The sequence below is a fragment of the Telluria sp. ZT3P39 genome (assembly GCF_059685935.1).
Window position 1 is genome coordinate 190,603 of record NZ_JCASIH010000006.1, and the last position, 24,146, is coordinate 214,748.

Below are 24,146 nucleotides of genomic sequence, written 5' to 3' on the forward strand. Positions count from 1 at the left end.
AGAAAGTGAGGCGAAGGATACAGTCTTTCGCCACCCGCGTCCATGGTCATGCTCTGGCAGCATTGAATTTCGTTACACTACAGCAGCTTTACGTCTATAATCGGCCGTTTGACGGCATTTGCAAAAGAACATGTAATTGCAAACGCTGGTAGTGGCAGGTTTTTTTAATAGAATTAAGGAAATCATGAGCGACGCACACAATGAACACCAATCCCTGATCAGCACCCCGAAACAGCTCATCGCAGCGGTCGCGGGGTTCTTTTTGGTCATCGTCATCGGCATCATCCTGCTCGTGATTTTCGCTACCAATGACCGCCTGGTGGGCGCCGGCACCGACAGCCAGGGCGCCGAGGCAGTCGCCGACCGCGTGCGTCCGGTGGCCGAAGAGGGTTTCACCCTGGTCGATGCGAACGCACCACGCGTCTTGCAAGCTGGTAATGCCGTCTATGCCGCGGTCTGCGCAGCCTGCCATGACAGCGGTGCGGCCGGCGCCCCGAAACTGGGCGACAACGGCGCCTGGAGCGCGCGCCTGGCCCAGGGTTACGACCTGCTCGTCAAGCATGCGATCGAAGGCATCCGCGCGATGCCGGCCAAGGGCGGCAATCCTGACCTCGACAACGTGGAAGTCGAGCGCGCCGTGGTTTACCTGGCCAACAAGAGCGGCGCATCGTTCAAGGAACCTGCCGCCCCGGCGCCGGCCGCTGCACCAGCCGCCGCGGCCGCTGCCGAAGCGCCTGCCGCCGCAATGCCGGCCGCTGTCGCTCCTGCCGCGGCGCCTGTCGCCCCGGCGTCGGTCGTTCCGGCCGTCGCCACGGCAGACACCGGCAAGACCCTGTACAACAGCGCCTGCGTCGCCTGCCATGGTGCCGGTATCGCCGGTGCGCCGAAAGTCGGCGACAAGGCAGCCTGGGCTGCGCGCATTGCCCAGGGCAATCCTGCGCTGTACGAACACGCCATCAAGGGTTTCCAGGGCAAGGCCGGCGTCATGCCGGCGAAGGGCGGCTCGACCGCTCCCGACGCCGACGTCAAGGCGGCAGTCGATTACATGGTCCTCGCCTCGAAATAACACGCCGGGCCCCGGTCTGACCGGGGCCTGTCATGGGCAGGCTCGCCGCCGTCCCCGTTTCTCTCCCCGCAGCACCCGCCTTTCCCGCCTCCCCGCTCCTCGCCCCGATTCCCCTGTGGTTCCATGTGGACAGACCGCACTGTTCAATGCGATTTAGAAATATTTTTCGTTTAGAATGTCGTCGCCCACATTCAATTGCAAAAAATGCAAAACCTCTCACGCCACGCATACCTCAAGAAGGCCGACGCCCTTTCCCCGGACGACATCCAGGCATGGGACCGCTTGTCGACGACCCAGCCCCATGTCGCTTCGCCCTTCATGAGCGCGCACTTCGCGCGTGCCATTGCCGAGTCCGGCGTCGATGCGCGCGTCTGCGTGATCCAGGACCAGGGGAAAACCAGCGCCTTCTTCCCCTACCTGTATGAGAACAAGTGGGCCGGGCGTTTCAAGGTGGCCCAGCGTGTCGGTGGCGAGCTGATGGATACTTTCGGCGTGGTGGCCGAACCGGGTTTCCGCATTACGGGAAGTGAGCTACTGCGCCTGGCGAACATCAACTACCTGAATTTCTCCCATCTCGACGAAACCCAGCTGCAACACGGCCTGGCCGGGGAGCAGCCGCGGATCGGCCTGCGCGCCCTGCTCACGCCCGAGTCGCCGACGGTGCTCAACGCCGCGCAGTCGCGCCACTACACCAAGGACACCGCGCGCCGCCTGCGCAAGCTGACCGAGGAAATCGGCCCGATCCGCTTCGAGTTCGATGTCGCCGAGGACCGGCCCGGGCAGCTCGCGCACCTGATCGCCCAAAAGCGCGCGCAATATGCGGAGAGCAAGGCCCCCGACTCTTTACAAGAAGAGTGGAAGCGCAAGGCCCTGTTGCGGCTGCTGGACTACCGGTTCCTGACCTGCCGCGGCGTGCTGTCGACCCTGTATGCGGGCGACAAGTGGATCGCCTCGCATTTCGGCATCATGGGCAACGGGATCCTGACCTTCTGGTTCCCGGTGTATAACCCGGAATTCTCGCGCTATTCCCCGGGGCGCCTGCTGTTCCAGCAGATTATCGAGTCCTGCAGCGAGGCGGGATTCAGGGTGATCGACCGCGGCGAAGGCGACACGCCCGCCAAGCGCGAGATCACCAACCACGAATACCGGCTCTACCGGGGCGTCTGGAAAGGCGACTCGGCGCTCAGCCCGCTTATCCACAACTTCCATCGCATTAAATGGAAGCTCGGCATGTAAACGCCCTGCGCCGGCAGGCGAGCGGCGTTCAGGGGCCGGCCAGGCAGCCCGCGAAATCCTCGAAGGCCCCGTAACGGGCCGTGCCGGTACGCGCCGGTCCGCATAGGTCGGGCATCGCTTCGCCCTGCAGCTTGCGGGCTCCGGCCGGATCGCGCCAGCGGAAGTCGAAGGCGAGCGGATCGCGGAACAACGCGCGCTGCGGATGGCTTCCGAAGTAAAGGCGCGCCGCGGACGAGTGCAGGTTGTCCCCCAGGTGCAGGATGCCGTCGTCGCGGCTACGGATGAGGCCGTCGACCAGGTTGCCCTCGACGTCGGCGCTGCTCGAGGCAAAGCGCACGGTGATCCCGCCGGTGTCGACCAGGGTGTTATGCAGCAGCTTGCTGCGCGCGGCCGCGTTCACATAGATCCCGTCGTCCGAGCAGGACGCCACCAGGTTGGCGCGCAGGGTGCTGCCGGCTTGCTCGGTGATGCACTTGCCGCCATCGCGGCAATACGACTTGCCGGTGCCGCCGCCGCCCAGCGACAGGCCGACCCGCTGGCCGGGCGCGCCGCGCAGCTTGTCCTCGCACAGCACGACGTTCTGCTCCATCAGGTTGTCGCCGCCGGCGCCCTTGGCAAACGCGCCATAACTGATGCGGTCGCCGTCACCCTTGATGAAATCGCTGATCAGGTTACGCCGGATCACCCAGTGGCTGGCCGTCACCAGGTCGATCGGCGTCACCGGACTGGCCGTAGGCCGCACGCTGGTATTGGTCAGCGTATTCGATTCGATCAGGCCATGGTCGGGGTAGCGTCCGCCTTCCGCATTGATCTTGACATGCGCATTGAAATCCACCAGGCGGTTGTTGCGCGCAGCAAAGTGGTGGGCATTGCCCACCACATGGAAGGCGTGCTCGCAACTGTTGTTGGCGCAGGCGCCCTGGAAAACCAGGTTTTCGAAGCGCCAGTAAGGGGCGGACACACGGAACCCCTCTTCGGTCGCCATGTCGAGCTGGACGCTGCCCGCCTGGTGGGCACGCACCACGATCGGCGCCGCGGCACTGCCCGGACGGGCAAGCTCGACCATCCGCTCGATCCGGTAACGGCCCGGCAGCAGGGTCAGGACCTGGCCCGGCAGCGCTGCGGCAAGTGCGCGCAGCAGCCCGGCACTGTCGGCAACCAGGACTTCCTGTCCGCCGGACTCCGGCGGTGCGGCCACCCCCGTCGGCTGCATCCCTACCCTGCCCGACCATGGCGCCGCGCGCCAGGCCGGCTCGCCACGGTCGGCGCGCACCAGCCACGCGCCGACGACCTGCCCAGCCGTTTCGATCACCGCATGGTGCCCATCGCTGCGGCGCTCTATATAGGGACCCAGCGAGCGCGGCGCGATACCCGCATCGTCCAGCCTCGACAGGATCGCTCCGGTGGCGAGGGCAGCCAGCACCAGCACGGCCACGCCCGCGCCGAGCCAACGGCGGCGGTACCCGGCGCCGGCGCGATGTGAGCCTTTATGCCGAGCCATGGCAGGACCATTGGGTTGTCAGGATATTCATCATCGACGCGTGTTAAAAAGGCAAATTAGTTGATCATAAGCAATTTCTGAAATTGCGCTACGGTAAAAGGCGCTGGATTATCCCACAAGCTGAAACAGGCAAAAATCGCCGACATTTTGTTTCGTAAACACATCACTAAATGATGCTTGAAATAAATGTTTATTGACAACAAGAGTGGTGCGGATGATAATCGTTTGTTGTTTTTGGGAATTTTTTCAGTATCTATTTCGAATTTTTCCTGTAGCCATTTGTTTTTCCGCTGTAACCTAAATGTATCCGTACGGCACTATTTATTACGCCGTTACTTTCTAGGACACGTTTAGATCATGCGTTACACATCCCATACCCCTCTCTCGATTCTCCTCGCGGCGCTCTGCGCCGGCTTGTCGGCATGCGGTGGTGGCACCGATGCCGCACCGGACGACGCGATGGCCAGCGCAACTGGTACGATGGCAGCAACGCGGGCCAGTACCTCCTATCTTCCGTCATCGACCGCTGAAACCACCTGGACCCAATGCGCCGCCGAAGGCGGTACCTGCAACGTCAGCGGCACTGCCGAGGTACGCTATGGTTATGGCAGCAATTTCGCGGTCAAGACGATTACCGGCCCGGTTGCGTGCTCGAACGCCGTGTTCGGCGACCCGGCTCCCGGTTACGGCAAGTCCTGCAGCATTGCGAGCGCCCCGGTGATCGCTCTCGCTGCGCCACCGACGACGACAATCAGCTGGAACGCCTGCGCTACCGAAGGCAACTGGTGTACCTTCAGCGGTACCGCCGAGGTTCGCTACGGCACCGCGACCGCTTATGTCACCAAGATGGTCACCAGCCCGGTGGCCTGCGCCAATTCGGTCTTCGGCGATCCGGCCCCCGGCCAAGGCAAGTCCTGCAGCGTCGGCAGCGTGACGCAGTCGACGTCGCTGGTCATCTCTCCGACCCCGACCCCAGCCCCGCCACCTGCCCCGGCGCCTAACCTGAGCCCGGTTGTCGTCCAGGCTGGCGGCATCACCGCAGTCCAGCTGGCCAACCCGACGGCAGTGACGCAAACCAACGCAGCCGCGACCTTTGGACAAGTGTTTGCCCAGGGCCACGTCGCCAGCGGTGAAACCGTCACCGGTCTGAGCGCCAGCGGCGCCGCGGTGCCGCTGCAGGTCGACGTCAAGGCGCGCCATGCCGACGGCTCGCTGCGCCACGCAGTCATCACGGCGCAGCTGCCGAGCAGTGCAGCCAACGACGTGCAAAACATCACCCTGGTCAAGGCCACGGCTGCGGCGGCGCCTGCCGCGGCAACGCCAGCATCGTTGTTGAATGACGGCTTCACTGCGGGCTTCAACGCGACCATCAGCGGCGTGCAATACACGGCCTCGGCCGACGCGCTGCTGAAAGCCGGCAAATATACGAGCTGGCTGTCGGGATCGCTGGTCAATGAGTGGGTGGTGTCGGCGCCGCTGAAAACCGCCTCGGGCACGGAACATCCTCACCTGTTTGCACAGTTCGCCATCCGTTCTTATGCTGGCAGCAACAGCGCACGCGTCGACGTCACGCTGGAAAACGGGTGGGCCTACCAGGCCGCGCCGCAAAACCTGACCTACGACGCCCAGATGCTGGTCGGTGGCCAGGCGGTCTATTCGCAGGCTGCGCTGAACCACTACCACCACGCCCGCTGGCGCAAGGTGTTCTGGTGGGGCCAGAAGCAGGTGCTGAACGTGCGTCACAATACCAAATACTTGCTCGCCAGCAAGGCACTGCCGAACTATGACCAGTCGCTGGTCATCCAGGATACCACGATCGCTTCCTGGAACTCGCGCTGGACCACCAGCAAGAACGGCCCGATGCAGCCTGGCGTCGGCCAGCCCTACATGCCGACCACCGGCGCCCGCAGCGATATCGGCCTGATGCCGTCCTGGAATGCACTCTACCTGCTGAGCATGGACCAGCGCATGAAGGATGTCTCGCTGGGCATGTCGGACTCGGCCGGCGCATGGTCGACCCACTACCGCGACAAGAACACCGGCCGTCCGGTCACCCTGGCGCAGTACCCGTACATGTCGATCATCACCAGCGGCAACGACACGATCAATCCGGCGACCCGCCAGAAGGAGGCCTTCCCGGATTGCCCGGCAACGCTGTGCAACACCCCAATGACCGCCGACACGGCGCACCAGGCAGCCTTCGCCTACGTGCCTTACCTCGTGACCGGCGACTATTACCACCTGGAAGAGCTGCAATTTTGGGCTAACTACAGCAGCTTCTACAACAATCCTGGCTACCGCCAGGCCGGCAAGGGGCTGGTGCAGTCCGACCAGGTGCGTGCCCAGGCATGGGCAATGCGTACCGTGACGGAAGCTGCCTACATCACGCCGGACAACGATCCGCAGAAGGCCAACTTTACCGCCGTCGTGAACCACAATATCGACTGGTACAACACGGCCTACATCAGCAATACGGCAGCGAACAAGCTCGGCGTCATCACCAACGGCTATGCCATCGAGTACGACGGCAACACCGGCCTGGCCCCATGGCAGGATGACTTCTTCACCATGGTGATCGGCCGCATGGTCGAGCTCGGCTTCAGCAACGCCCAGCCCCTGCTGACCTGGAAGTCGAAATTCGTGGTCGATCGCATGGTGGGCAGCGGCTTCTGCTGGATCGAAGCGCCGCTGTACAGCATGAAGGTACGCGATACCTCCACCGCGCCGTTCTACACGACGATTGGCCAGGTATATCAGGCCAACAACGCGCTGACGGTCCTGCAGTCGGAGTGCGGCAGCTCGATCATGGCTTCGTTGCTCAAGCTGCGTACCGGCGAGATGGTCAGCGGTGTCACCACCAACGGCTCGCAGGCCATCATGCAGCCGGCCCTGGCCTACGCCGTCGGCGCCAATGCCGCCGGTGCAAAAGCCTGGTCGCTGTTCGCGGCGCGTCCGTTCAAGCCGGACTACGCAACCGAACCGCAATACGCCGTCGTGCCACGCTAAGCCGGGCATCGACCGGAAAGCGGGAGTCCCCAGGGGCTTCCGCTTTTTTTTCGCACTGTCGCAGTTTGGTACCAAAACGACAACAAAAAGACCATGGGCGCAACGGTGTTGCTCCACCTCACGTGGTATTCTAGTGCCCGTTCGTTCTGGCAACTCTTCAAGAAGGCAGCACCCGTTAAAGGCAGGAAGTCATGATTGACAACGCGGCAATTTTTCTTTTCAGCACCTTGATCGTCTACACAGTCTTCCGCGCCATCAAGCTCGACAGGCTGCTGCCCTGGTTTTCCGGCAGCGAACAAGCCCAGCCACCACAGACTACCCAGGACATTCGCAAGTAAACGCACAGCCCCGGCATTTCCTCTGCTCCGGGCGGTCCTCGGGTCTCCCGCCAACGTTGCGCAAGGCCTCACACACGTATGCAAAGTCTTTTTTTGACGGCAATTTTTGCCGGCCTGATGTTCATGGGGTTTTCCGCCGCATTCGCCGCGGCACTGGGTTTTGTCTGGGTCGATATCGTCAAGCCCCAGCAACTCGCCTACTCCATCGTCAACGGCATGCCGCTGTCCTTCATCGCGGCCCTGGCCACCCTGTCGCTGTTCGCGCTGAAGGACCGGAAATCCCCGCCCAAATTCGGCGCGATCCTGGTCTTGATCGCCATGTTCGCCATCTGGGTAACCCTGACCACCTCGATGTCGGCCTTCCCCGACCGCGCATGGACGAAATGGGACTGGGCGTCCAAGGTCCTGATCTTCGCCCTGCTCATCCCGTACATCTTCCGTTCCCGGGTGCAGATCGAAGCCTTCATCCTGGTCTTCATTTTTGCCGCCAGCACCATCTTCTTCTCGGCCGGCGTAAAGACCGCGCTCGGCGGCGGGGGCTATGGCGTGCTGGCGATCATGGGCTCGGGTAATACCGGCCTGTCCGAGAGCAGCACATTGGCCGTGGTGTGCGTGATGCTGATCCCGCTGATCCTCTTCATCATGCGCCATACCCTGCTGTTCCCCAAAAACCTGCTGACCTTCGCATTGTTCGCCGGGATCATCGTCACGGCCCTGGCCGCGGTGGTGGGCACGACCGCGCGCACCGGCGTGATCGCAGTGGTGACTTTGTGCGCGCTGTCGATGCTCAAGTCGAAGAAGAAGATGTGGTGGATCGGTGGCACCGCACTGGCGGCGATCATCCTGATGAACATCGACCTGTCCTCGACCCCCTGGGGCGCGCGCATGTCGACCATCGAGACCTATAACGCCGACTCGTCCGCGCTCGGCAGGCTGAAGGTCTGGGAATGGACGCTCGACTTTGTCGCCAGCAATCCCTTGGGCGGCGGCTTCGACGCCTATATGCACAATCGGATCGTGGCCGTGTCGCAAGATGGCGTGGTCCATTACCTGCCCGACGGGCAGATGGGCGGCAAGGCCTTCCACAGCATTTATTTCGAAGTGCTGGGAGAACAGGGCATGGTGGGCTTCGCCCTGTATTTCTCGATCATCGTGCTGGCGCTGCTCAAGCTGCGCAAGCTGAAGAAGACCTGGCGCGACCAGCCCGGCATGGCCTGGCTGGTCGGACTGGCCGATGCCCTGACGACGGCCATCGTGATTTTCCTTGCCGGCGGCGCGTTCGTGGGCATCGCCTACCAGCCCTTCATCTTCTACATGGTCAGCCTGACGATCGCGATCGACCAGTATGCCGCGCGCGTGGCGCGCGACCAGCTCAAAGAAAAAGGACGTGTGACACTGTGAAGCTCAATCAACTTGCAGGCTTGCGGGGCATCTGTGCCTGGTGGGTGGTGTTCTACCACTCGCTGGGCCTGATGGGCGATTCGGTCTCCGGGCCGCTCAGGAATATTATTTCGCACGGCTACCTGGCGGTTGACCTGTTCTTCCTGCTGAGCGGCTTCGTGATTTTCCTGAGCTATCACGCCAAGCTGACCGATAATTCCCCGCGCAGCATCGGCAAATTCTACTGGAACCGCTTCTCGCGCATCTACCCGCTGCATCTCGTGATGCTGGGCGGTTACCTGATGCTGTTCGGCGCCTTCACCTTCCTGTCGAGCAGCGGCACGGCGCCCGCATCGTATACCTGGAGTTCTTTCATCCAGAGCATGTTCCTGGTCCATATGTGGGTCGGCAGCGACCTGACCTGGAACGTCCCGTCCTGGTCGATCAGCTCGGAATGGTTCGTCTACCTGTTCTTCCCCTTGATGGCCTTCAGCCTGCGCAAGCTGCGCGGCGGCATCGCGGCGCACCTGGTCGTGATCGCACTGGTCGCGCTGCTCCTGCACCTGATCTATTCGCTGGGCGGCCTGCACTCCCTGGGCTCGGACATTCCGCGCATGGCCCTGGTGCGCACCATGCTGGAATTCCTCATGGGCGTCTTCATCGGTTCCCTGTTCGTCCACCACAAGGCTTTCCTCGAAGCCTGGTCGGGCGCCGCGCTGGCCGGCTTCGTCGCGCTGTGCGTTCTGTACGTGGCCACCCCGATTCCCGACTTTTCGCTGATCCCGGCCGCCTTTGCCTTCCTGATCGCCTACCTGAGCGTGACCTCGTCGTGGATCACGCGCGCGCTCTCCACGCCGCCGCTGGTCTACCTGGGCGAGATTTCGTATTCGACCTATATGGTGCATTACCTGGTCTACGACCTCCTCAAGGCCGGTTTCGTGTCCAACACTGACCAGGTCAACCAGGTCTACCTCTGGCTGTCCTTCCTGGCCGTGCTGGTCCTGTCGGTGCTGCTGCACCACGCGGTCGATTCGCCCTCGCAGAGATACTTCCGCCGCAGGCTGCCGGCCCGGTGATCATTGCCTGCTGCCAGCGGCGGTCGCATGAAAAAAAGCTGCCTGGATGTGCATCCAGGCAGCTTTTTTAATTGACTTGCCCGCTGTGCAGGCTTGCCGTGTTATGCCCGCGCCAGGCGGGTGGATAACAAGTTCTTCGCGCGCAGCAGTTCCTCGGCCAGCGGGTGGCGCAGCAAGAGCAGCGCGGCGGACCAGACAACGAAAGTGAACAGCCCGACCAACAGCAGCCGTCCGGCCGGATGGCCTACCGACGCGAGCACCGGCGCGAACAGATAGAGCGAGGCCAGGATGGCCAGCACCGTGACGGCGCTGCGCCAGGTCGCCGACAACCAGTGGGCGACCTGGATCCCCATGGTCTTGCGGGCAAGCAGCAGGTAGGCAGGGATCGACAGGACCTCCCCCAGCACGAAGGCCGTGGCAAAGCCTTGCAGGGTGCCATCGAACAGGACCACCGCCAGCACGCCCTTGGCCAGCATGCCCACCATCAGGGGCGAAGCGGCCAGGTAGGGCCGCCCCATCGCCGTGAATGCCGGCTGCAGCACCGAGAACGAGGTCTGGATCGCGGCCACTACGCACAAGGCCGGGATGATCAGGGCGCAACCGAGCCAGGCCGGGCCGTAGAGCAGCAAAATAATGTCTTCGGGCACGAAGGCCATGACCGCCAGCGCAGGCCACATCACGCCGGTGAGATAGGCAATGATGCGCTTGACCTCGCGCGAGACGTCCTCGCCGCTGTGATGGACTTTGGCCAGGTAGGGCAAGGTGGCGAAATTGATCGTCGGGCCGGCAATATAGTTCAGCATGTTCACCGTGGAATTCGAGCGGCTGAACAGGCCGACGGCGTGCGCTCCGCTGAGCTTGCCGATGATCAGGTCGGGCAAGGCCGCGTCGGCGGAACGGATCGAATTGGTCAGCATCGTGCCGCCGCCGAAATTGACCACTTCGCGCCAGCCGCGCAGCGATGGCCAGCGCGGCAGATTCTTGGGCCGCAGCAGCGAATAGGCCGTGACGGTCACGATGATGTTGATCAGGTTAGCCCAGGCAAATGCCATGTAACTGTAGCCCAGCTTGGCCAGCGTGATGCAGCTGATGGCATAGGCGACAACCGATGCCGCGCTGACGATGGCAGGAATCCGCACATTCAGTTCACGCGCGAGCATGGCCTGCGGAATCGAGCCGAGTGGAATGAACAGGAAGCCGATCGCCAGCACCTGCATGATTTCCTGCACGCCCTGGTGCTTGTAATAGCTGGCGGCATAGGGCGCGGCCAGGTAGACGGCCAGTGCGAAGGTCCAGGATGCGCAGATCATGACGCCCATCGCCGCGCGCAGGGATTCGGTGGTCAGGGTCTTCTGGCTGCGGATGAAGGACCCGACGCCGAAGTCGCGAAACACGTGGGCAAATGCCACCAGTACTGCCGCCATCGAAAAAATACCGATCTCGGCTGGCTCGAGGATGCGCGCGATGTAAATCGACAGCAGGAAATTTGCGACCGTCGCCCCGTTGGTGGCGAAAAATTCGAACGCAAGTTTGGAACGCAGGGAACTCATCGATCTGTCATTCAGGAATGGGAAGCAGGCGGATGCAGGGGAACGGCAGCGACCATCGTCGGTTTCTGCATTTTTCTTCCAAGGATAAATTTGCCGTATGCGATGCCGAGCAAATACACGGCATCCATCAGGCCGGTAAAGCCCGTCGCCTTGCTGTTTTGCGCGTGTGAAAAGAAGTTACGCACGTAACCCACCAATCCCGTGATCGCCTTGCTGAAGCGGTAGCGCGGCAAGCCGAGCAGCATGGGCACGGGCTCGGGCGGCAGCCATTGATGGCGCACTCCCACCGTGGCGCCGGACCAGAAGGACCAGCGCAGGTGATAGGAACGGGTCATGCGCGAATTCGGGATGAAGTGATAGATGATCAGGGCCGGATCGTAGATGCCGTGGAATCCCTTGGCCAGCAGGTTATGGTGCAGTTCGTCGTCTTCGCCGCCCATCAGGTTGCCCTTGGAGCGGCCGATATGGGTCGCGAACCCGCCCGCCTCGATCATGGCGGTGCGGCGCACGATGCAGTTGCCGCCGCAGATGCTGCCGCCGAAGTCCTTGAATGGCTGGGCGCGGTCGCTTTGCTCGATCCAGCCCAGCACTGCGCGGTAGGCGCCGACATGCATGGGCAGCCAATCCGGCGGTGCCGATTCCCAATCCGGCTTGTACGGGCCGCCCAGGAAATCCACCGCACCCTCGCGCAGGTAGCCGGCCACGACCTCGAACCAGGCGGCATCGATCTTTTCGTCGTCGTCGACAAAGCCCAGGAAATCGTCGTCGGTGTGCGCCAGCGCGAAGTTGAGCGCGGCGGAGCGTCCCTGCTGGGTGGCGAGCAAGTATTTCGATTTGCCCGGATAGTTCTGCAGGGCAGCCTTGTTGGCTTCCTGGTTGGCCGGGGTCGAATTGTTGTCGGAGACGATGACCGTGAGGTCCATGTCGGCCGGGACGCGCGCCTTGCTGATATGGTCGAGCGCAACAGCCAGCAGATCGGACCGATTATAGGTGGGGATGATGAGACTGAATTTGATCATGGCGTCGGACGCTTTCTAGGTTGGTTCGCACGCTCGGGTAGCGAGCGCTGACTGCCTGCATCCTGCGCTGGACGGCCCTGGGGTCCCGTGCGGGTACGGATACACATGCAGTGTCGTTCGCGGCTGCCTGCACCGCGAAACGGGACATTCACCCCTATCATAATTGCTAAAAATAAAACATGTCGCTCGATATTCAACTATTTTTCTTCTATAAATCAAGGTGATTGTTGCATGGCACAAACTTTGACAATTGGTCAACTAATTTCCAAGCGAAAAAATTTACCGATCAGCCAGCTCATCCGTTTCACTTTGCGAGATAACGTCAAGTTGACGGCAAATGACGCCAAAATAGAGTGGTGATAGATAATTAACACTTCCACCCTGTTTTCTCTATGGAGTGCAAGAAGAAGTTCCGATTGTTACAATTGGTCACGTGATTTTACACACGGCATCGTATATGCTGGCCGGAAATGTGTCGCAAAAAATTTCCTACAGACACATATCTTGACATTCTGACCAGAGGTATAGCGATGCACCAGTTTTCTTCTTCTACCCTGCGAAATAGCCTTTTGATCGCAGGTTTCCTGACCGCCCTTCCGGCATCGGCTGCCACGCTTTCAGTGGGTTCCGGCAAGACTTATGCAAGCCCATGCGGCGCTTTCGCCGCAGCCAAGGATGGCGATATCGTCGAGATCCAGGCCCAGACCTACAGCGGTGACGTATGCGGCATCTACGCCAGCAACCTGACCATTCGCGGCGTCAACGGCCGTCCAAAGATCGATGCCTACGGCAGGAATGCGATGGGCAAGGGCACCTGGGTCGTCATCGGCAATAATGTCGTGGTCGAGAACGTCGAAATGTACGGCGCCAAGGTCCCGGACCGTAATGGCGCCGCCCTGCGCCTGGAAGGCAGCAATTTCACGCTGCGCTCGTCCTTCCTGCACGACAACGAAAACGGTATCCTCGCCAACGCAGTCAGTACCAGTAACATCCTGATCGAAACCACCGAATTCGGCCGCAATGGCGACGGCACCGGCTACACCCACAACCTGTACATCGGCAACGTCGCCAGCCTGACCTACCGCTACAACTTCTCGCACGACGCCAACGTCGGGCACAACCTGAAGTCGCGCGCACGGGTCAACACGATCGTGTACAACCGTTTCTCGAGCCTGCCGGACGGCCAGGCCGGCAGCGGCAAACCGAGCTATGAGATCAACCTGCCGAACGCAGGCACGACCTATATCATCGGCAACGTGATCCAGCAGCCGGCAGCAAACAACAACCCGGGCATGATCGCCTACGGCGAAGAAGGCGCGAGCAACCCGGGCCACGACCTGTACGTCGTCAACAATACCTTCCTGAACGACGATACCGCCCGCGGCACCTTCGTGTTCGTCGGTTCCGGCGTGACCAAGCCTGCCCTGTTGCAGAACAACATCTTCGGCGGCACCGGCACCCTGAGCACCCAGGCCAGCACGGTCGAAAAGACCAACTACCGCTCGGCCTCGCCCGGTTTCGTCAACCGTGCAGCCTATGACCTGACGCCGCTGGCCAATGCCCTGGTAATCAATGCCGGCTCGGCGCCGGGCAACACCGCGGCGGGCGTGTCCCTGACCCCGGTTGCCCAGTACAAGCACCCTGCCTCGGGTGTAACCCGGACCGCAGTGGGCCTGCTGGACATCGGCGCATACGAAACGGGCTCGACGACGACCGGGACGGCACCTGCTCCGGCACCTGCGCCGGCACCTGCTCCGGCCCCCACCCCGACCGGCTGGACTGCCTGCGCCACCGAAGGCAACTGGTGCTCGTTCAGCGGCTCTGCCCAGGTACGCTACGGCACCGCGACTGCCTTCGTCACCAAAACGCTGACCGGTCCGGTCGCCTGCACCAACGGCGTATTCGGCGACCCCGCGCCAGGCTATGGCAAGACCTGCCAGTTCAGCGCCACGACCACCGTGACTGCCCCGGCGCCAAGCACGACGACGGCGAGCTGGACGACTTGCGCCAGCGAAGGCGGCACCTGCGCCGTGTCCGGCACCCGTGAAGTCCGTTACGGCTACAACGGCAGCTATGCGACGAAAGTCGTGACCGGCTCCGTGTCGTGCTCGAACGCCGTCTTCGGCGATCCGAAGCCGGGCTATGCCAAGACCTGCAGCGTCTCGAACGTTGTCATGTAAGACCGGCTGCGCCTGAGCGGCGCAGTGGTTAAAAAAAACGGCCGCGATGCAGATCGCGGCCGTTTTTCATTGCCTATGCAGGCGCGTGCTTACCAGATGATCACGCGATCCTTCGGCGCCAGGTACATCTTGTCGCCCGGCTTGACGCCGAATGCCTCGTAGAAGCCAGGCTGGTTCTTCAGGGTGCCGTTGGCGCGGTACTGGCCCGGCGAGTGCGGGTCGGTCTTGATCTGGGCGATCTGCGCCGGCTCGCGCATCTTGGTGCGCCACACCTGGCCCCAGCCCATGTAGAAGCGCTGGTCGCCGGTGAGGCCATTGATCACCGGGGCCTTCTTGCCCTTGAGCGAGAGCTTGTAGGCCTTGTAGGCAATCGCCAGGCCCGAGTTGTCGCCGATGTTCTCGCCCAGGGTCAGTTCGCCGTTGACCTTATAGCCAGGCAGCGGGCTGTAGGCGGCGTACTGGCTGACCAGCACCTTGGTCTTTTCGGCGAAGCGCTTGCCGTCTTCGGCGGTCCACCAGTTTCGCATGTTGCCGTCGCCGTCGTACTGCGAGCCCTGGTCGTCGAAGCCGTGGCTGATCTCGTGGCCGATCACGGCGCCGATGCCGCCGTAGTTCACCGCGTCGTCGGCCTTCGCGTCGAAGAACGGCGGCTGCAGGATCGCGGCCGGGAACACGATCTCGTTCAGTTCCGGGTTGTAATAGGCGTTGATGGTCTGCGGCGTCATGCCCCATTCGTCGCGGTCGATCGGCTTGCCCAGCTTGTTGATCTCGCGGTTGTATTCCACTTCGCGCGAACGCATCACGTTGCCGACCAGGTCATCGCGCTTGACGGTGAGCGCCGAGTAATCCTTCCACTTGTTCGGGTAGCCGATCTTCGGGGTGAACTTGGCCAGCTTGGCCTGGGCTTCCTTCTTGGTCGCAGGGCTCATCCAGTCGAGGGTATTGATCGAGTCCTTGTACGCCGCCAGCAGGTTCTTCACCAGGGTTTCCATGCGCGCCTTGCGCTCGGCAGGGAAGTGCTCTTTCACGTACAGCTTGCCGACCGCTTCACCCACGCTCGTTTCCAGGGTCGATACCGCGCGCTTCCAGCGCGGCTCGAGCTGCGGAATGCCGGACAGGACGGTGCCGTTGAAGGCAAAGCGCTGGTCGACGAAGGCTTTCGACAGGAAGCCGGCGTAACCGTTCACGGTATGCAGCTGCAGGTAGGTCTTCCAGGTCTCGAGCGGCACGCGGTTCAGGACCTCGGCGAAGCCCTTCAGGTAGCTTGGCTGGCTCACGATCAGGTAGGAAGCCTTGCCCTTCAAGCCAGCCGCATCGAGCCAGGCGTTCCAGTCATAGCCCGGTGCCAGCTCGGCCAGCTTGGCCAGCTCGACCTTGTTGTAGGTCTTGATCGGGTCGCGGTTCTCGACCTTGGTCCACTGGACCCTGGCCAGTTCGGTTTCCAGGTCGACGACCGCCTTCGCATCGGCGGCAGCGTTCTTGCTGCCGGCCATGGTCAGCAACTTTTCGACGTGCTGCTGGTATTTGGCGCGGATGTCGGCCAGCTTGGCGTCGTCGCCCTTCAGGTAGTAGTCACGGTCGGGCATGCCCAGGCCGGCCTGGTACAGGTCGGCCACGTACTTGGTCGAATCCTTGGCATCCTGGTGGATGTAGAACACGAAGGGCACGGTCACGCCGAGGCGGCCGAGGCGGGCAAACGCTGCCGGCAGCTCGGATTTGTCCTTCAGGGCAGCAATCTTGCCCAGTTCGCCGTTCAGGGGCGAGATGCCCAGTTGCTCCAGGCGCGCTTCATCCATGTAGCTGGCGTAGAAGTCGCCGATCTTGCGCGTTTCCGAACCGGCGGCCGCGCTCTTGTCGGCAGCGGCGCGCTCGATGATGGCGCGCAGCTGCGGCAGGGTGTCGTCGCGCAGCTGGTGGAAGGCGCCCCAGGTCGACTTGTCGGCCGGGATCTCGACCGTCTTGAGCCATTTCCCGTTCAGGTGCTGGAAGAAGTCGTCCTGCGGGCGTACTGCAGGTTCCACGTATTCCAGCGCGATGCCGGACGATAGCGCAGCTGCCTTGGCGCCGCTCTTGGCGCTGGCTGCAGCGCCGGTGCCGGTTTCGGCCTGGGCCATCGAGGCTACCAGGACCAGCGCCGCAGCGCTGAGCAAATGTCGTTTCATGCGTCTCTCCGTGTATGTTCTATTGTCGTCATGCTGAACGGGCCGGCTTGCGCCGGCCCGTTCAGATTGTGCCTGCTAGCGCGAGATTACCAGATGATGACGCGATCTTGCGGCGCCAGGTACATCTTGTCGCCCGGCTTCACGCCGAAGGCCTCGTAGAACTCCGGCATGTTCATCACGGTGCCGTTGGCGCGGAACTGGCCCGGCGAATGCGGGTCGGTCTTGACCTGGTTGATCTGCTGGGCTTCGCGCATCTTCGAGCGCCACACCTGGCCGAAGCCCATGAAGAAGCGCTGGTCGCCGGTCAGGCCGTCGATGACCGGGGCCGGCTGGCCCTTCAGCGACAGCTTGTAGGCCTTGTAGGCGATCGACAGGCCGGCGTTGTCGCCGATGTTCTCGCCCAGGGTCAGTTCGCCGTTCACGTTATAGCCAGGCAGCGGCGAGAAGCCGTTGAACTGTTTCACCAGCTTGTCGGTGCGGGCCTTGAAGGCGGTGCGGTCAGCGTCGCTCCACCAGTCGCGCAGGTTGCCGTCGCCGTCCGACTGGCTGCCCTTGTCGTCGAAGCCGTGGCCGATCTCGTGGCCGATCACGGCGCCGATGCCGCCGTAGTTGACTGCATCGTCGGCGCGCATGTCGAAGAACGGCGGCTGCAGGATCGCGGCCGGGAACACGATCTCGTTGGTGGTGCTGCGGTAGTAGGCGTTCACGGTCTGCGGCGTCATGCCCCATTCGGTACGGTCGACCGGCTTGCCCAGCTTGTTCAGCTGATAGTTGTAGCGGAAGTTCGCGGTGCGCATCGCGTTGCCGACCAGGTCGTCACGCTTGATGGCGAGCTTCGAATAGTCGCGCCACTTTTCCGTATAGCCGATCTTCGGCGTGAATTTGGCCAGCTTGGCACGGGCTTCCTTCTTGGTTTCCGGGCTCATCCACTCGAGGTTGTCGATCGACTGGCCGTAGGCGATGATCAGGTTCTTCACCAGCTCTTCCATGCGCGCCTTGCGCTCGGCCGGGAAGTGCTCCTTCACGTACAGCTTGCCGACCGCTTCGCCCAGCGCGCCCTCGAGCGCGCCCACGCCGCGTTTCCACAGCGGCGCCTGCTCGGAGACGCCAGAGAGCGCGGTACCGTAGAACGAGAAGCTCTGCTCCACGAAGGCCTTCGACAGCAGCGGCGAGAACTCACGCAGCAGTTGCCATTCGAAATAGGACTTCAGGGTCGACAGCTCGGTCCTGGCCAGCACGTCGTTCAGGCCCTTGAAATAGCTCGGCTGGTTGACGATGACGGTGTCGACCTTGTTGCCGAAGCCGGCCGCGCCCAGCGCCGCCTTCCAGTCGTAGCCCGGCGCCAGCTTGCCCAGCTCGGCCACGCTCATCTTGTTGTAGCGCTTGACCGGGTCGCGGTTCTCGACGCGGGTCCACTGCACCTTGGCGAGCTCGGTCTCGAAGTCGACGATGGCCTTGGCCTGGGCCGCGGCATCCTTTTCGCCGGCCAGCACGAGGGTCTGCTCGACATGCTTGAGGTATTTGGCGCGCACTTCGGCCAGCTTGGCGTCGTCCTGCTTCAGGTAGTAGTCGCGGTCCGGCATACCCAGGCCGCTTTGCGAGATGTACACGACGTGCTCGCTCGACTTGCGCATGTCCTGGTTGACGTAGATGCCGTACGGGGTCGACACGCCGATCTTCGACAGGTGCGCCACCAGGCCTGGGAGGGCTTTCTTGTCCTTGAGCGAGCGGATCTTCTGCAGCTCGCTGCTCAAGGGCTTGGTGCCCAGGGCTTCGCGGCGCGCTTCGTCCATGTAGCTGGCGTACAGGTCGCCGATCTTCCGGGTTTCCGACCCAGGCTTGGCCGACTTGTCCGCCTGCGCGGCCTCGATGATGGCCTTGATCTGCGGCGTGGTGTCGTCGCGCAGCTTCATGAAGGTACCCCAGCTGGCCTTGTCGCTCGGGATCTCGGTGGTCTTGAGCCACTTGCCGTTCAGGTGGGTGAAGAAATCGTCCTGCGGGCGCACGCTGGTGTCGATGTACTGCGTGTCGATGCCGGAGATCGGCGCGCCGGCCGGCTTGGCAGGGGCAGGGTCTGCCGCATGGGCGAAGGCCGCCATCATCGACAGGGTCAGGGTGCTCAAAAGGAGTCGCTTCACGGGGGTGTCCTTAGTTGCTGGGAAAGTTGCTGAAAAATGAGCGGCTTGTGGCCGTTCTTCCAATATGCGTCATCAGAGCTTGAGCTCCAGGCGCACGCCGACAGTCGCGTAGGTACGCGCCTGGGTAGAGGTAAAGACTTCGGGCACGGTCACGAAACGCGCCGTGTCATAGTTCTGCGCCAGCAGGTTGTTGCCGAACACGCGCAATTGCGTGTTGGCGGAGAACCGCCACAGGCCATACACATCCATCTGGCGCTTGGAGCCCGCGCGCGACAATTCTTCGTCGCTGAGCTGCACCAGCAGTTCCGGGGTCCAGTTGACGCTCGCGCCAAGCGTGAGCGGCATCGACTTCAGGCGCCAGTCGGCGCCCAGGTTGGCGGTCTGCTCGGCCTGGCCCTCGAGGCGGTTGTAGGGACCGCGAATGCCGTCGACATCGGACCAGAAGCGGCTGTAGTTGGCGCGCAGGTCGACGTTCGTGGCGTCCTTCATGACGTCGTTCAGCGTGAACTTGGCTTCGAGTTCGATGCCGCTGGTCCTGGCGTCGCCCACGTTGACGGGGCGCGAGATCCAGCGCAGGCCCTGGCTGGTCGGCACTTCTTCGACCACGCGGCGGATCAGGCCATCGACATTGCGCACGAAAGCGCTGGCCGAGACGATGCCGGTCTTGCCGATATAGTGTTCATAGGCCAGGTCGATGCCGGTGGCCAGCTCGGGTTCAAGCGCCGGGTTGCCGCTGCGGTCGGGACGCACGAAGGAATTGTCGGCCGAGATGGTCGGCGCGGCGATCATGTCCTGCAGCGGCGCGGCGCGGTAGCTGCGGGTCAGGCTGGCGCGCACCTGGTCCTTCTGGGTGCCGGGAATGCGCCAGACCGTGTGCAGCACCGGGCTCCAGACGCGGCTGACGTTCTTCACGTCGTTGGCGCGGCCGCTGCTGGTGGTGCGGATGCCTTCCCAGCGCAGGCCGAGGTAGGCCGACCAGCGTTCGGTGATGTCCCATTCGTCCTGGGCGAAGAAGGCGATGCGGCGCTGCGCGGCCGCGAGATTGGCGCCGGATTCTTCGTACAGCGGGCCGCCATCGTCTTCCGCGACCTGGGTCTGGCTCAGGCGCGTGCCTTCGATGTCCCAGCCGACCGCCAGCAAATGGCCCTTGCCCACCGGCCGGGTGTACTTGCCATTGTTGCTCAGGCCCCGGAAGCGCATGTCGCCTTCGTCGTTGTAGACGCGCAGCGGCGCGCCATCGAAGCCGAAGGTGCGGCGCAGGCTGCTGCTCTCGTTGTTCATGCCGCCGCCGCTGAGTTTCAGGTCCAGCTTGGCCCCGCCCTCCATCCGGTGCAGCCAGTTGCCCATCACGCGAATAAAGGCCGCATCCGATTCCGACTCCTGGGCCAGGCGGCCATAGGCCGGCGTGCCGCCCAGGCGCTCGGCCTGGTTGGCCAGGCGGCTCTTGTTGCGGTTGATGCCGATGAAGGGCTGGACCGTCAGCGTGTCCTTGTTATCGAACGCATAGGTCAAGCGCGGCGTCATGTGCAGGCCGGTCGAGCGCGCATCGCTGGTGCCGCGCAGGATTTGCTCGCTATCGAGGCTGCCGTCGCGGCGCTCGACGCGGTCGTAGGTGGTGGTCTCGTTCTCGTTGCGGTTCTGGCTGACCATGACATTGGTCAGCCACGACAGCTTGCCCGACTTGCCCGGCACCGCCACCGACACGTTGGGCGAATGCAGGCCGCGCGTGACGCTGTCGCTCAGGCGGACCTGCTTGTCCTTCTGCTGGTAGCCTTCGCGCAGGATGATGTTGATGGTGCCGGCGATCGCCTGCGTGCTGTGCTCGGCGACCGGGCCGCGCATCACTTCGATGCGCTCGACCTGGTCGGGCGGCAGCGACTCGAGCGAGAAGCCCGGAGGCGGACGCTCGCCGTTGACCAGCATCTGGGTATAACCGTTGCCCATGCCGCGCATGCGCACCCCGCCGCCTCCGCGGCCACCCGGTGCGCCGCCCATGGTCACGCCCGGCAGGCGCTTGAGGATGTCGCCGACATTGCTGTCGCCGTTGCGGTCGAGTTCCTCGCGGCCGAACACCATCTTGCCGGCGGTGGAGAGGCGGCGCTGGTCGGTATCGTTGGCGCGGCTGCCGCTGATCGTCACCTGCTGCAGCTTGTCGCCGGCGGCCGGGGCCTTCGGGGTGTCCTGGACGGGCTGGGCCACGCCGGGATCCGCCGACTGGCCGCCGGCGTGGGCCACGGTTGGGCCGAGCATCGCCAGGCAGGCGATCGATACGAGTTTCTTCATGCTTCTTTATTGTTTTACTTAGGGGGCATCCCGGTAGGTGCGCCCGCCGTCCAGGACGGCAGGGGCTGAGGCCCATTCTAGCCCGTGCGCAAGAGGCGGCAACGGCCATCGGTGCTTTTTTACTTTTCGATACATGCAGGATGGGTGTTATTGCATATGCATGTGTTGGTACGCCACCACAACATCCGGACGGACTGCCAATTTACGCCCGGAAAGTGAATGCTGGAACAGCGCGGGACATAAAAAAGCCCGCGGAGGGGGCCGCGGGCAAGACCACTTCAAAAAGTGGAGAGAGAGAGAAAAACTGAGATTGACTATATGACTCGGCCCTCGCGCTCGCTTGGACTCTTACAATTGCTTACCAAGCTCAAGAAGTCGTAACAGGCGGCGCGCGCGCCGGCCGATTGATATGTATTGCTTCGAAGTTTGGCGAGGTTCAGGGCAGCGGCCGATGTTCGGGTTTATACTGGACTCGCGCTATCTCATGCGTGACGGCCGCGCACGGCCAAACCGGGTGAACCATGGGCTCCACTTTCAAGAATTCCTGTCTCGTCGGCCTCGGCGCCATCACCGGGGTCGCCCTTACCATGCAGTTCTCCGCCCTGGCCCAGAAGCCGGTCGACGCCGGCATGCCGCTGGCCGAGCTGCGCCAGCTGGCCGACGTCTACGGCGTCATCAAGGCCACCTATGTCGAGCCGGTCGAAGACAAGGCGCTGCTCTCGCAAGCCATTTCCGGCATGGTCGCCTCGCTCGACCCGCACTCGGCCTACCTCGACCCGCGCGCCTACCGCGAGCTGCGCGAAGGCACCGAGGGCCGCTTCGTCGGCCTTGGCATCGAGATCTCCGAAAGCGACGATGGCTTCGTGGAGATCGTCGCCCCCATCGAGGATTCCCCCGCCTGGCGCGCCGGCATCAAGGAGGGCGACCTGATCACCCAGATCGACGGCCATCCGGTGCAGGGCCTGCCGATCGACGAAGCGATCAAGCGCATGCGCGGCGAGCCCGGCACCCGGGTCACGCTCACCATCACGCGCAAGGACTCCCCTGCCCCGCTGCGCTTTGCCATCGTGCGCAGCGAAATCATCCAGAAAAGCGTCAAGGCGAAAATGGTCGAACCGGGCTACGCCTGGCTGCGCATCTCGCAGTTCCAGGAGCCGACGGTGGACGACATGGCCGCCAAGCTGCAGGCCCTGTACCGCCAGGACCCTGACCTGAAAGGCATCGTGCTCGATTTGCGCAACGATCCCGGCGGCCTGCTGCAGGGCGCGATCGGCGTGGCCGCCGCCTTCCTGCCGAAAGACGCCGAGATCGTCTCGACCAACGGCCAGCTGGCCGATTCGCGCCAGCGCTTCTATGGCCGTCCCGAGTTCTACATGCTGCGCAGCGGGGGCGATCCGCTCTCGACGCTGCCGGAAGCCTTCAAGACCCTGCCGATGGTCGTGCTGGTCAACACCGGCTCGGCCTCGGCCTCGGAAATCGTCGCCGGCGCCCTGCAAGACTACAAGCGCGCCACCATCCTGGGCAGCCAGACCTTCGGCAAGGGCTCGGTGCAGACCATCCGCCCGATCGGCCACGACGCCGCGGTCAAGCTCACCACCGCGCGCTACTACACCCCGGCCGGGCGCTCGATCCAGGCGCGCGGCATCCTGCCCGACCTGGCCGTCGACGAAACCCTCGATGGCGACGGCCTGAACGCCCTGCGCATGCGCGAGGCCGACCTCGAGCGCCACCTGTCGAACGACCGCGACAAAGAAGCGGCCACCCGCGAAGACGATATCGAAGAGCAGATGCGGCTGCTGGCCGAGGCACGCCAGCGCAAGCCGCTCGATTACGGCAGCGCCAGCGATTTCCAGCTGGCGCAGGCGCTGCGCCACCTGAAGGGCCAGCCGGTGCAGCTGTCGCGCCGGCCCGGCGGCGCCACGCTGGCCCAGCACGCGCGCTGAGTAAAAAGGCATCTTCGTTGTCGGGCCGGCCAATTCCCAGGCCCCGCGCGAGCGTGTAGAATCGCCGCATCTTGCAGGTAACGCCTGTTATTTTCTTTGAAAGTCCCGACCATGAAACCTGTCGTCATCAGCGGCACCGGCCTGTTTACGCCACCGTATTCCATCTCCAACGACGAGCTGGTGACGGCCTATAACGCCTATGTGGAGCTGTTCAACCAGGAAAACGCCGCGGCGATCGCGGCCGGCGAGGCTACCCCTCTGGAAGCGTCGAGCAGCGGCTTCATCGAAAAGGCCTCCGGCATCAAGTCGCGCTACGTGATGGAGAAGGAAGGCATCCTCGATCCGGCGCGCATGACCGCCCGCATTCCCGAGCGCGCCGACGAAGAATTGTCGCTGCAGGCGGAGATGTGCGTGGCCGCTGCGCGCGAGGCACTGGACCGCGCCGGCAAGCAGCCATCCGACATCGACATGGTGCTGGTCGCCTGCTCCAACATGCAGCGCCCCTACCCGGCCATGGCGGTCGAGGTGCAGGAGCTGCTGGGCATCGAAGGCTTCGGCTTCGACATGAACGTGGCCTGCTCGTCGGCCACCTTCGGCATCGCCACCGCCGTCGACGCGGTGCAAAGCGGCCGCGCGCGCGCCGTGCTGATGCTGAACCCGGAAATCACCAGCGGCCACCTGAACTTCCGCGACCGCGACAGCCATTTCATTTTCGGCGACGCCTGCACCGCGGTCGTCATCGAAGCGGCGGAGACGGCCACCAGCCGCCACCAGTTCGAGATACTCGACACGAAGCTCAAGACCAAGTTTTCGAACAACATCCGCAACAACTTCGGCTTCATGAACCGCTTCGACGAAGCCGGCATCGGCGCGCCGGACAAGCTGTTCCGCCAGCAGGGCCGCAAGGTCTTCAAGGAAGTGTGCCCGATGGCCGCCGAGATGATCGCCGCCACGGTGAAAAATGCCGGCCTCGAGATCAAGGACGTGTCGCGCTACTGGCTGCACCAGGCGAACCTGAACATGAATTTGCTGATCGCCCGCACCCTGCTGGGGCGTGATGCGGAGCCGGGCGAGGCGCCGGTGATCCTCGATACCTATGCGAATACCTCGTCGGCGGGATCGATCATTGCGTTCCACAAGTACCAGGACGACATGCCGAGCGGCGCGAATGGCGTGATCTGCTCGTTTGGGGCGGGGTATTCGATCGGGTGTGTGGTGGTTCGCAAAAAGTAACACGACGCTTGCAAACTTGGGTTCCGGCCTTCGCC

The 24,146-nt window shown here is 63.1% G+C and carries 15 protein-coding genes; 9 read left to right on the forward strand and 6 right to left on the reverse strand.

Annotated features, from left to right (window positions below; all coding sequences use genetic code 11):
• Positions 1 to 184 precede the first annotated feature (184 nt).
• Both AC56LR_RS09045 and AC56LR_RS09050 read left to right on the forward strand, forming a co-directional pair.
• A complete protein-coding gene (locus AC56LR_RS09045) occupies positions 185 to 1,066 on the forward strand; it encodes a c-type cytochrome (protein ID WP_497129658.1) in 882 nt (293 codons plus the stop codon).
• 204 nt (positions 1,067 to 1,270) lie between these two features.
• Complete coding sequence (locus tag AC56LR_RS09050; protein WP_497129660.1) at positions 1,271 to 2,302, forward strand: GNAT family N-acetyltransferase; 1,032 nt, start codon at positions 1,271 to 1,273, stop codon at positions 2,300 to 2,302.
• A 28-nt stretch (positions 2,303 to 2,330) separates the two neighbouring features.
• On the opposite strand, the gene AC56LR_RS09055 is transcribed toward AC56LR_RS09050, so the two are convergent.
• Complete coding sequence (locus AC56LR_RS09055) at positions 2,331 to 3,803, reverse strand: right-handed parallel beta-helix repeat-containing protein (RefSeq protein ID WP_497129662.1); 1,473 nt, start codon at positions 3,801 to 3,803, stop codon at positions 2,331 to 2,333.
• A 357-nt stretch (positions 3,804 to 4,160) separates the two neighbouring features.
• On the opposite strand from AC56LR_RS09055, the gene AC56LR_RS09060 reads away from it, so the two are divergent.
• The 4 genes from AC56LR_RS09060 to AC56LR_RS09075 all read left to right on the forward strand — a co-directional run bounded on the left by AC56LR_RS09060 (position 4,161) and on the right by AC56LR_RS09075 (position 9,603).
• Positions 4,161 to 6,809 carry an RIFT barrel domain-containing protein gene (locus tag AC56LR_RS09060; RefSeq protein ID WP_497129664.1) on the forward strand — a complete coding sequence of 883 codons (2,649 nt, stop codon included), beginning with the start codon at positions 4,161 to 4,163 and terminating at the stop codon, positions 6,807 to 6,809.
• 191 nt (positions 6,810 to 7,000) lie between these two features.
• Positions 7,001 to 7,147, forward strand: coding sequence for a hypothetical protein (locus tag AC56LR_RS09065; RefSeq protein ID WP_497129666.1), 147 nt, complete (start codon positions 7,001 to 7,003; stop codon positions 7,145 to 7,147).
• Positions 7,148 to 7,225: 78 nt separating this feature from the next.
• Entirely contained in the window at positions 7,226 to 8,548 is a 1,323-nt protein-coding gene (locus AC56LR_RS09070; RefSeq protein ID WP_497129668.1) for a putative O-glycosylation ligase, exosortase A system-associated, read from the forward strand.
• Positions 8,545 to 9,603, forward strand: coding sequence for an acyltransferase family protein (locus AC56LR_RS09075; protein WP_497129670.1), 1,059 nt, complete (start codon positions 8,545 to 8,547; stop codon positions 9,601 to 9,603). Before AC56LR_RS09070 ends, AC56LR_RS09075 begins: the two co-directional genes overlap by 4 nt.
• Positions 9,604 to 9,704: 101 nt before the next feature.
• On the opposite strand, the gene AC56LR_RS09080 is transcribed toward AC56LR_RS09075, so the two are convergent.
• Together AC56LR_RS09080 and AC56LR_RS09085 are read right to left on the reverse strand one after the other, a co-directional pair.
• Positions 9,705 to 11,153 (reverse strand): oligosaccharide flippase family protein, encoded by a 1,449-nt coding sequence (locus tag AC56LR_RS09080; RefSeq protein WP_497129672.1) that lies wholly within the window; start codon positions 11,151 to 11,153, stop codon positions 9,705 to 9,707.
• A gap of 11 nt (positions 11,154 to 11,164) precedes the next feature.
• Positions 11,165 to 12,172: a glycosyltransferase family 2 protein gene (locus AC56LR_RS09085; RefSeq protein WP_497129674.1), complete on the reverse strand. Its 1,008-nt coding sequence runs from the start codon at positions 12,170 to 12,172 to the stop codon at positions 11,165 to 11,167.
• Between the two features lie 569 nt (positions 12,173 to 12,741).
• Here AC56LR_RS09085 and AC56LR_RS09090 point away from each other — a divergent pair.
• Positions 12,742 to 14,352, forward strand: a complete 1,611-nt coding sequence (locus AC56LR_RS09090; RefSeq protein WP_497129676.1) for a right-handed parallel beta-helix repeat-containing protein — start codon at positions 12,742 to 12,744, stop codon at positions 14,350 to 14,352.
• A gap of 89 nt (positions 14,353 to 14,441) precedes the next feature.
• Here the strand turns inward: AC56LR_RS09090 and AC56LR_RS09095 are convergent, their stop codons facing one another.
• The 3 genes from AC56LR_RS09095 to AC56LR_RS09105 form a co-directional block, all read right to left on the reverse strand.
• Complete coding sequence (locus AC56LR_RS09095; protein WP_497129678.1) at positions 14,442 to 16,514, reverse strand: M13 family metallopeptidase; 2,073 nt, start codon at positions 16,512 to 16,514, stop codon at positions 14,442 to 14,444.
• Between the two features lie 86 nt (positions 16,515 to 16,600).
• Positions 16,601 to 18,652 (reverse strand): M13 family metallopeptidase, encoded by a 2,052-nt coding sequence (locus AC56LR_RS09100; RefSeq protein ID WP_497129680.1) that lies wholly within the window; start codon positions 18,650 to 18,652, stop codon positions 16,601 to 16,603.
• 72 nt (positions 18,653 to 18,724) lie between these two features.
• The gene (locus AC56LR_RS09105) at positions 18,725 to 20,935 is read right to left on the reverse strand and encodes a TonB-dependent receptor plug domain-containing protein (RefSeq protein ID WP_497129682.1); all 2,211 of its coding nucleotides are present in this window, start codon (positions 20,933 to 20,935) and stop codon (positions 18,725 to 18,727) included.
• A gap of 521 nt (positions 20,936 to 21,456) precedes the next feature.
• Here AC56LR_RS09105 and AC56LR_RS09110 point away from each other — a divergent pair.
• Together AC56LR_RS09110 and AC56LR_RS09115 are read left to right on the forward strand one after the other, a co-directional pair.
• On the forward strand, positions 21,457 to 22,878 hold the full coding sequence (locus tag AC56LR_RS09110) for a S41 family peptidase (RefSeq protein WP_497129684.1): 1,422 nt from the start codon (positions 21,457 to 21,459) through the stop codon (positions 22,876 to 22,878).
• Between the two features lie 111 nt (positions 22,879 to 22,989).
• Positions 22,990 to 24,111 (forward strand): beta-ketoacyl-ACP synthase III, encoded by a 1,122-nt coding sequence (locus AC56LR_RS09115; protein WP_497129686.1) that lies wholly within the window; start codon positions 22,990 to 22,992, stop codon positions 24,109 to 24,111.
• Positions 24,112 to 24,146: the final 35 nt, after the last annotated feature.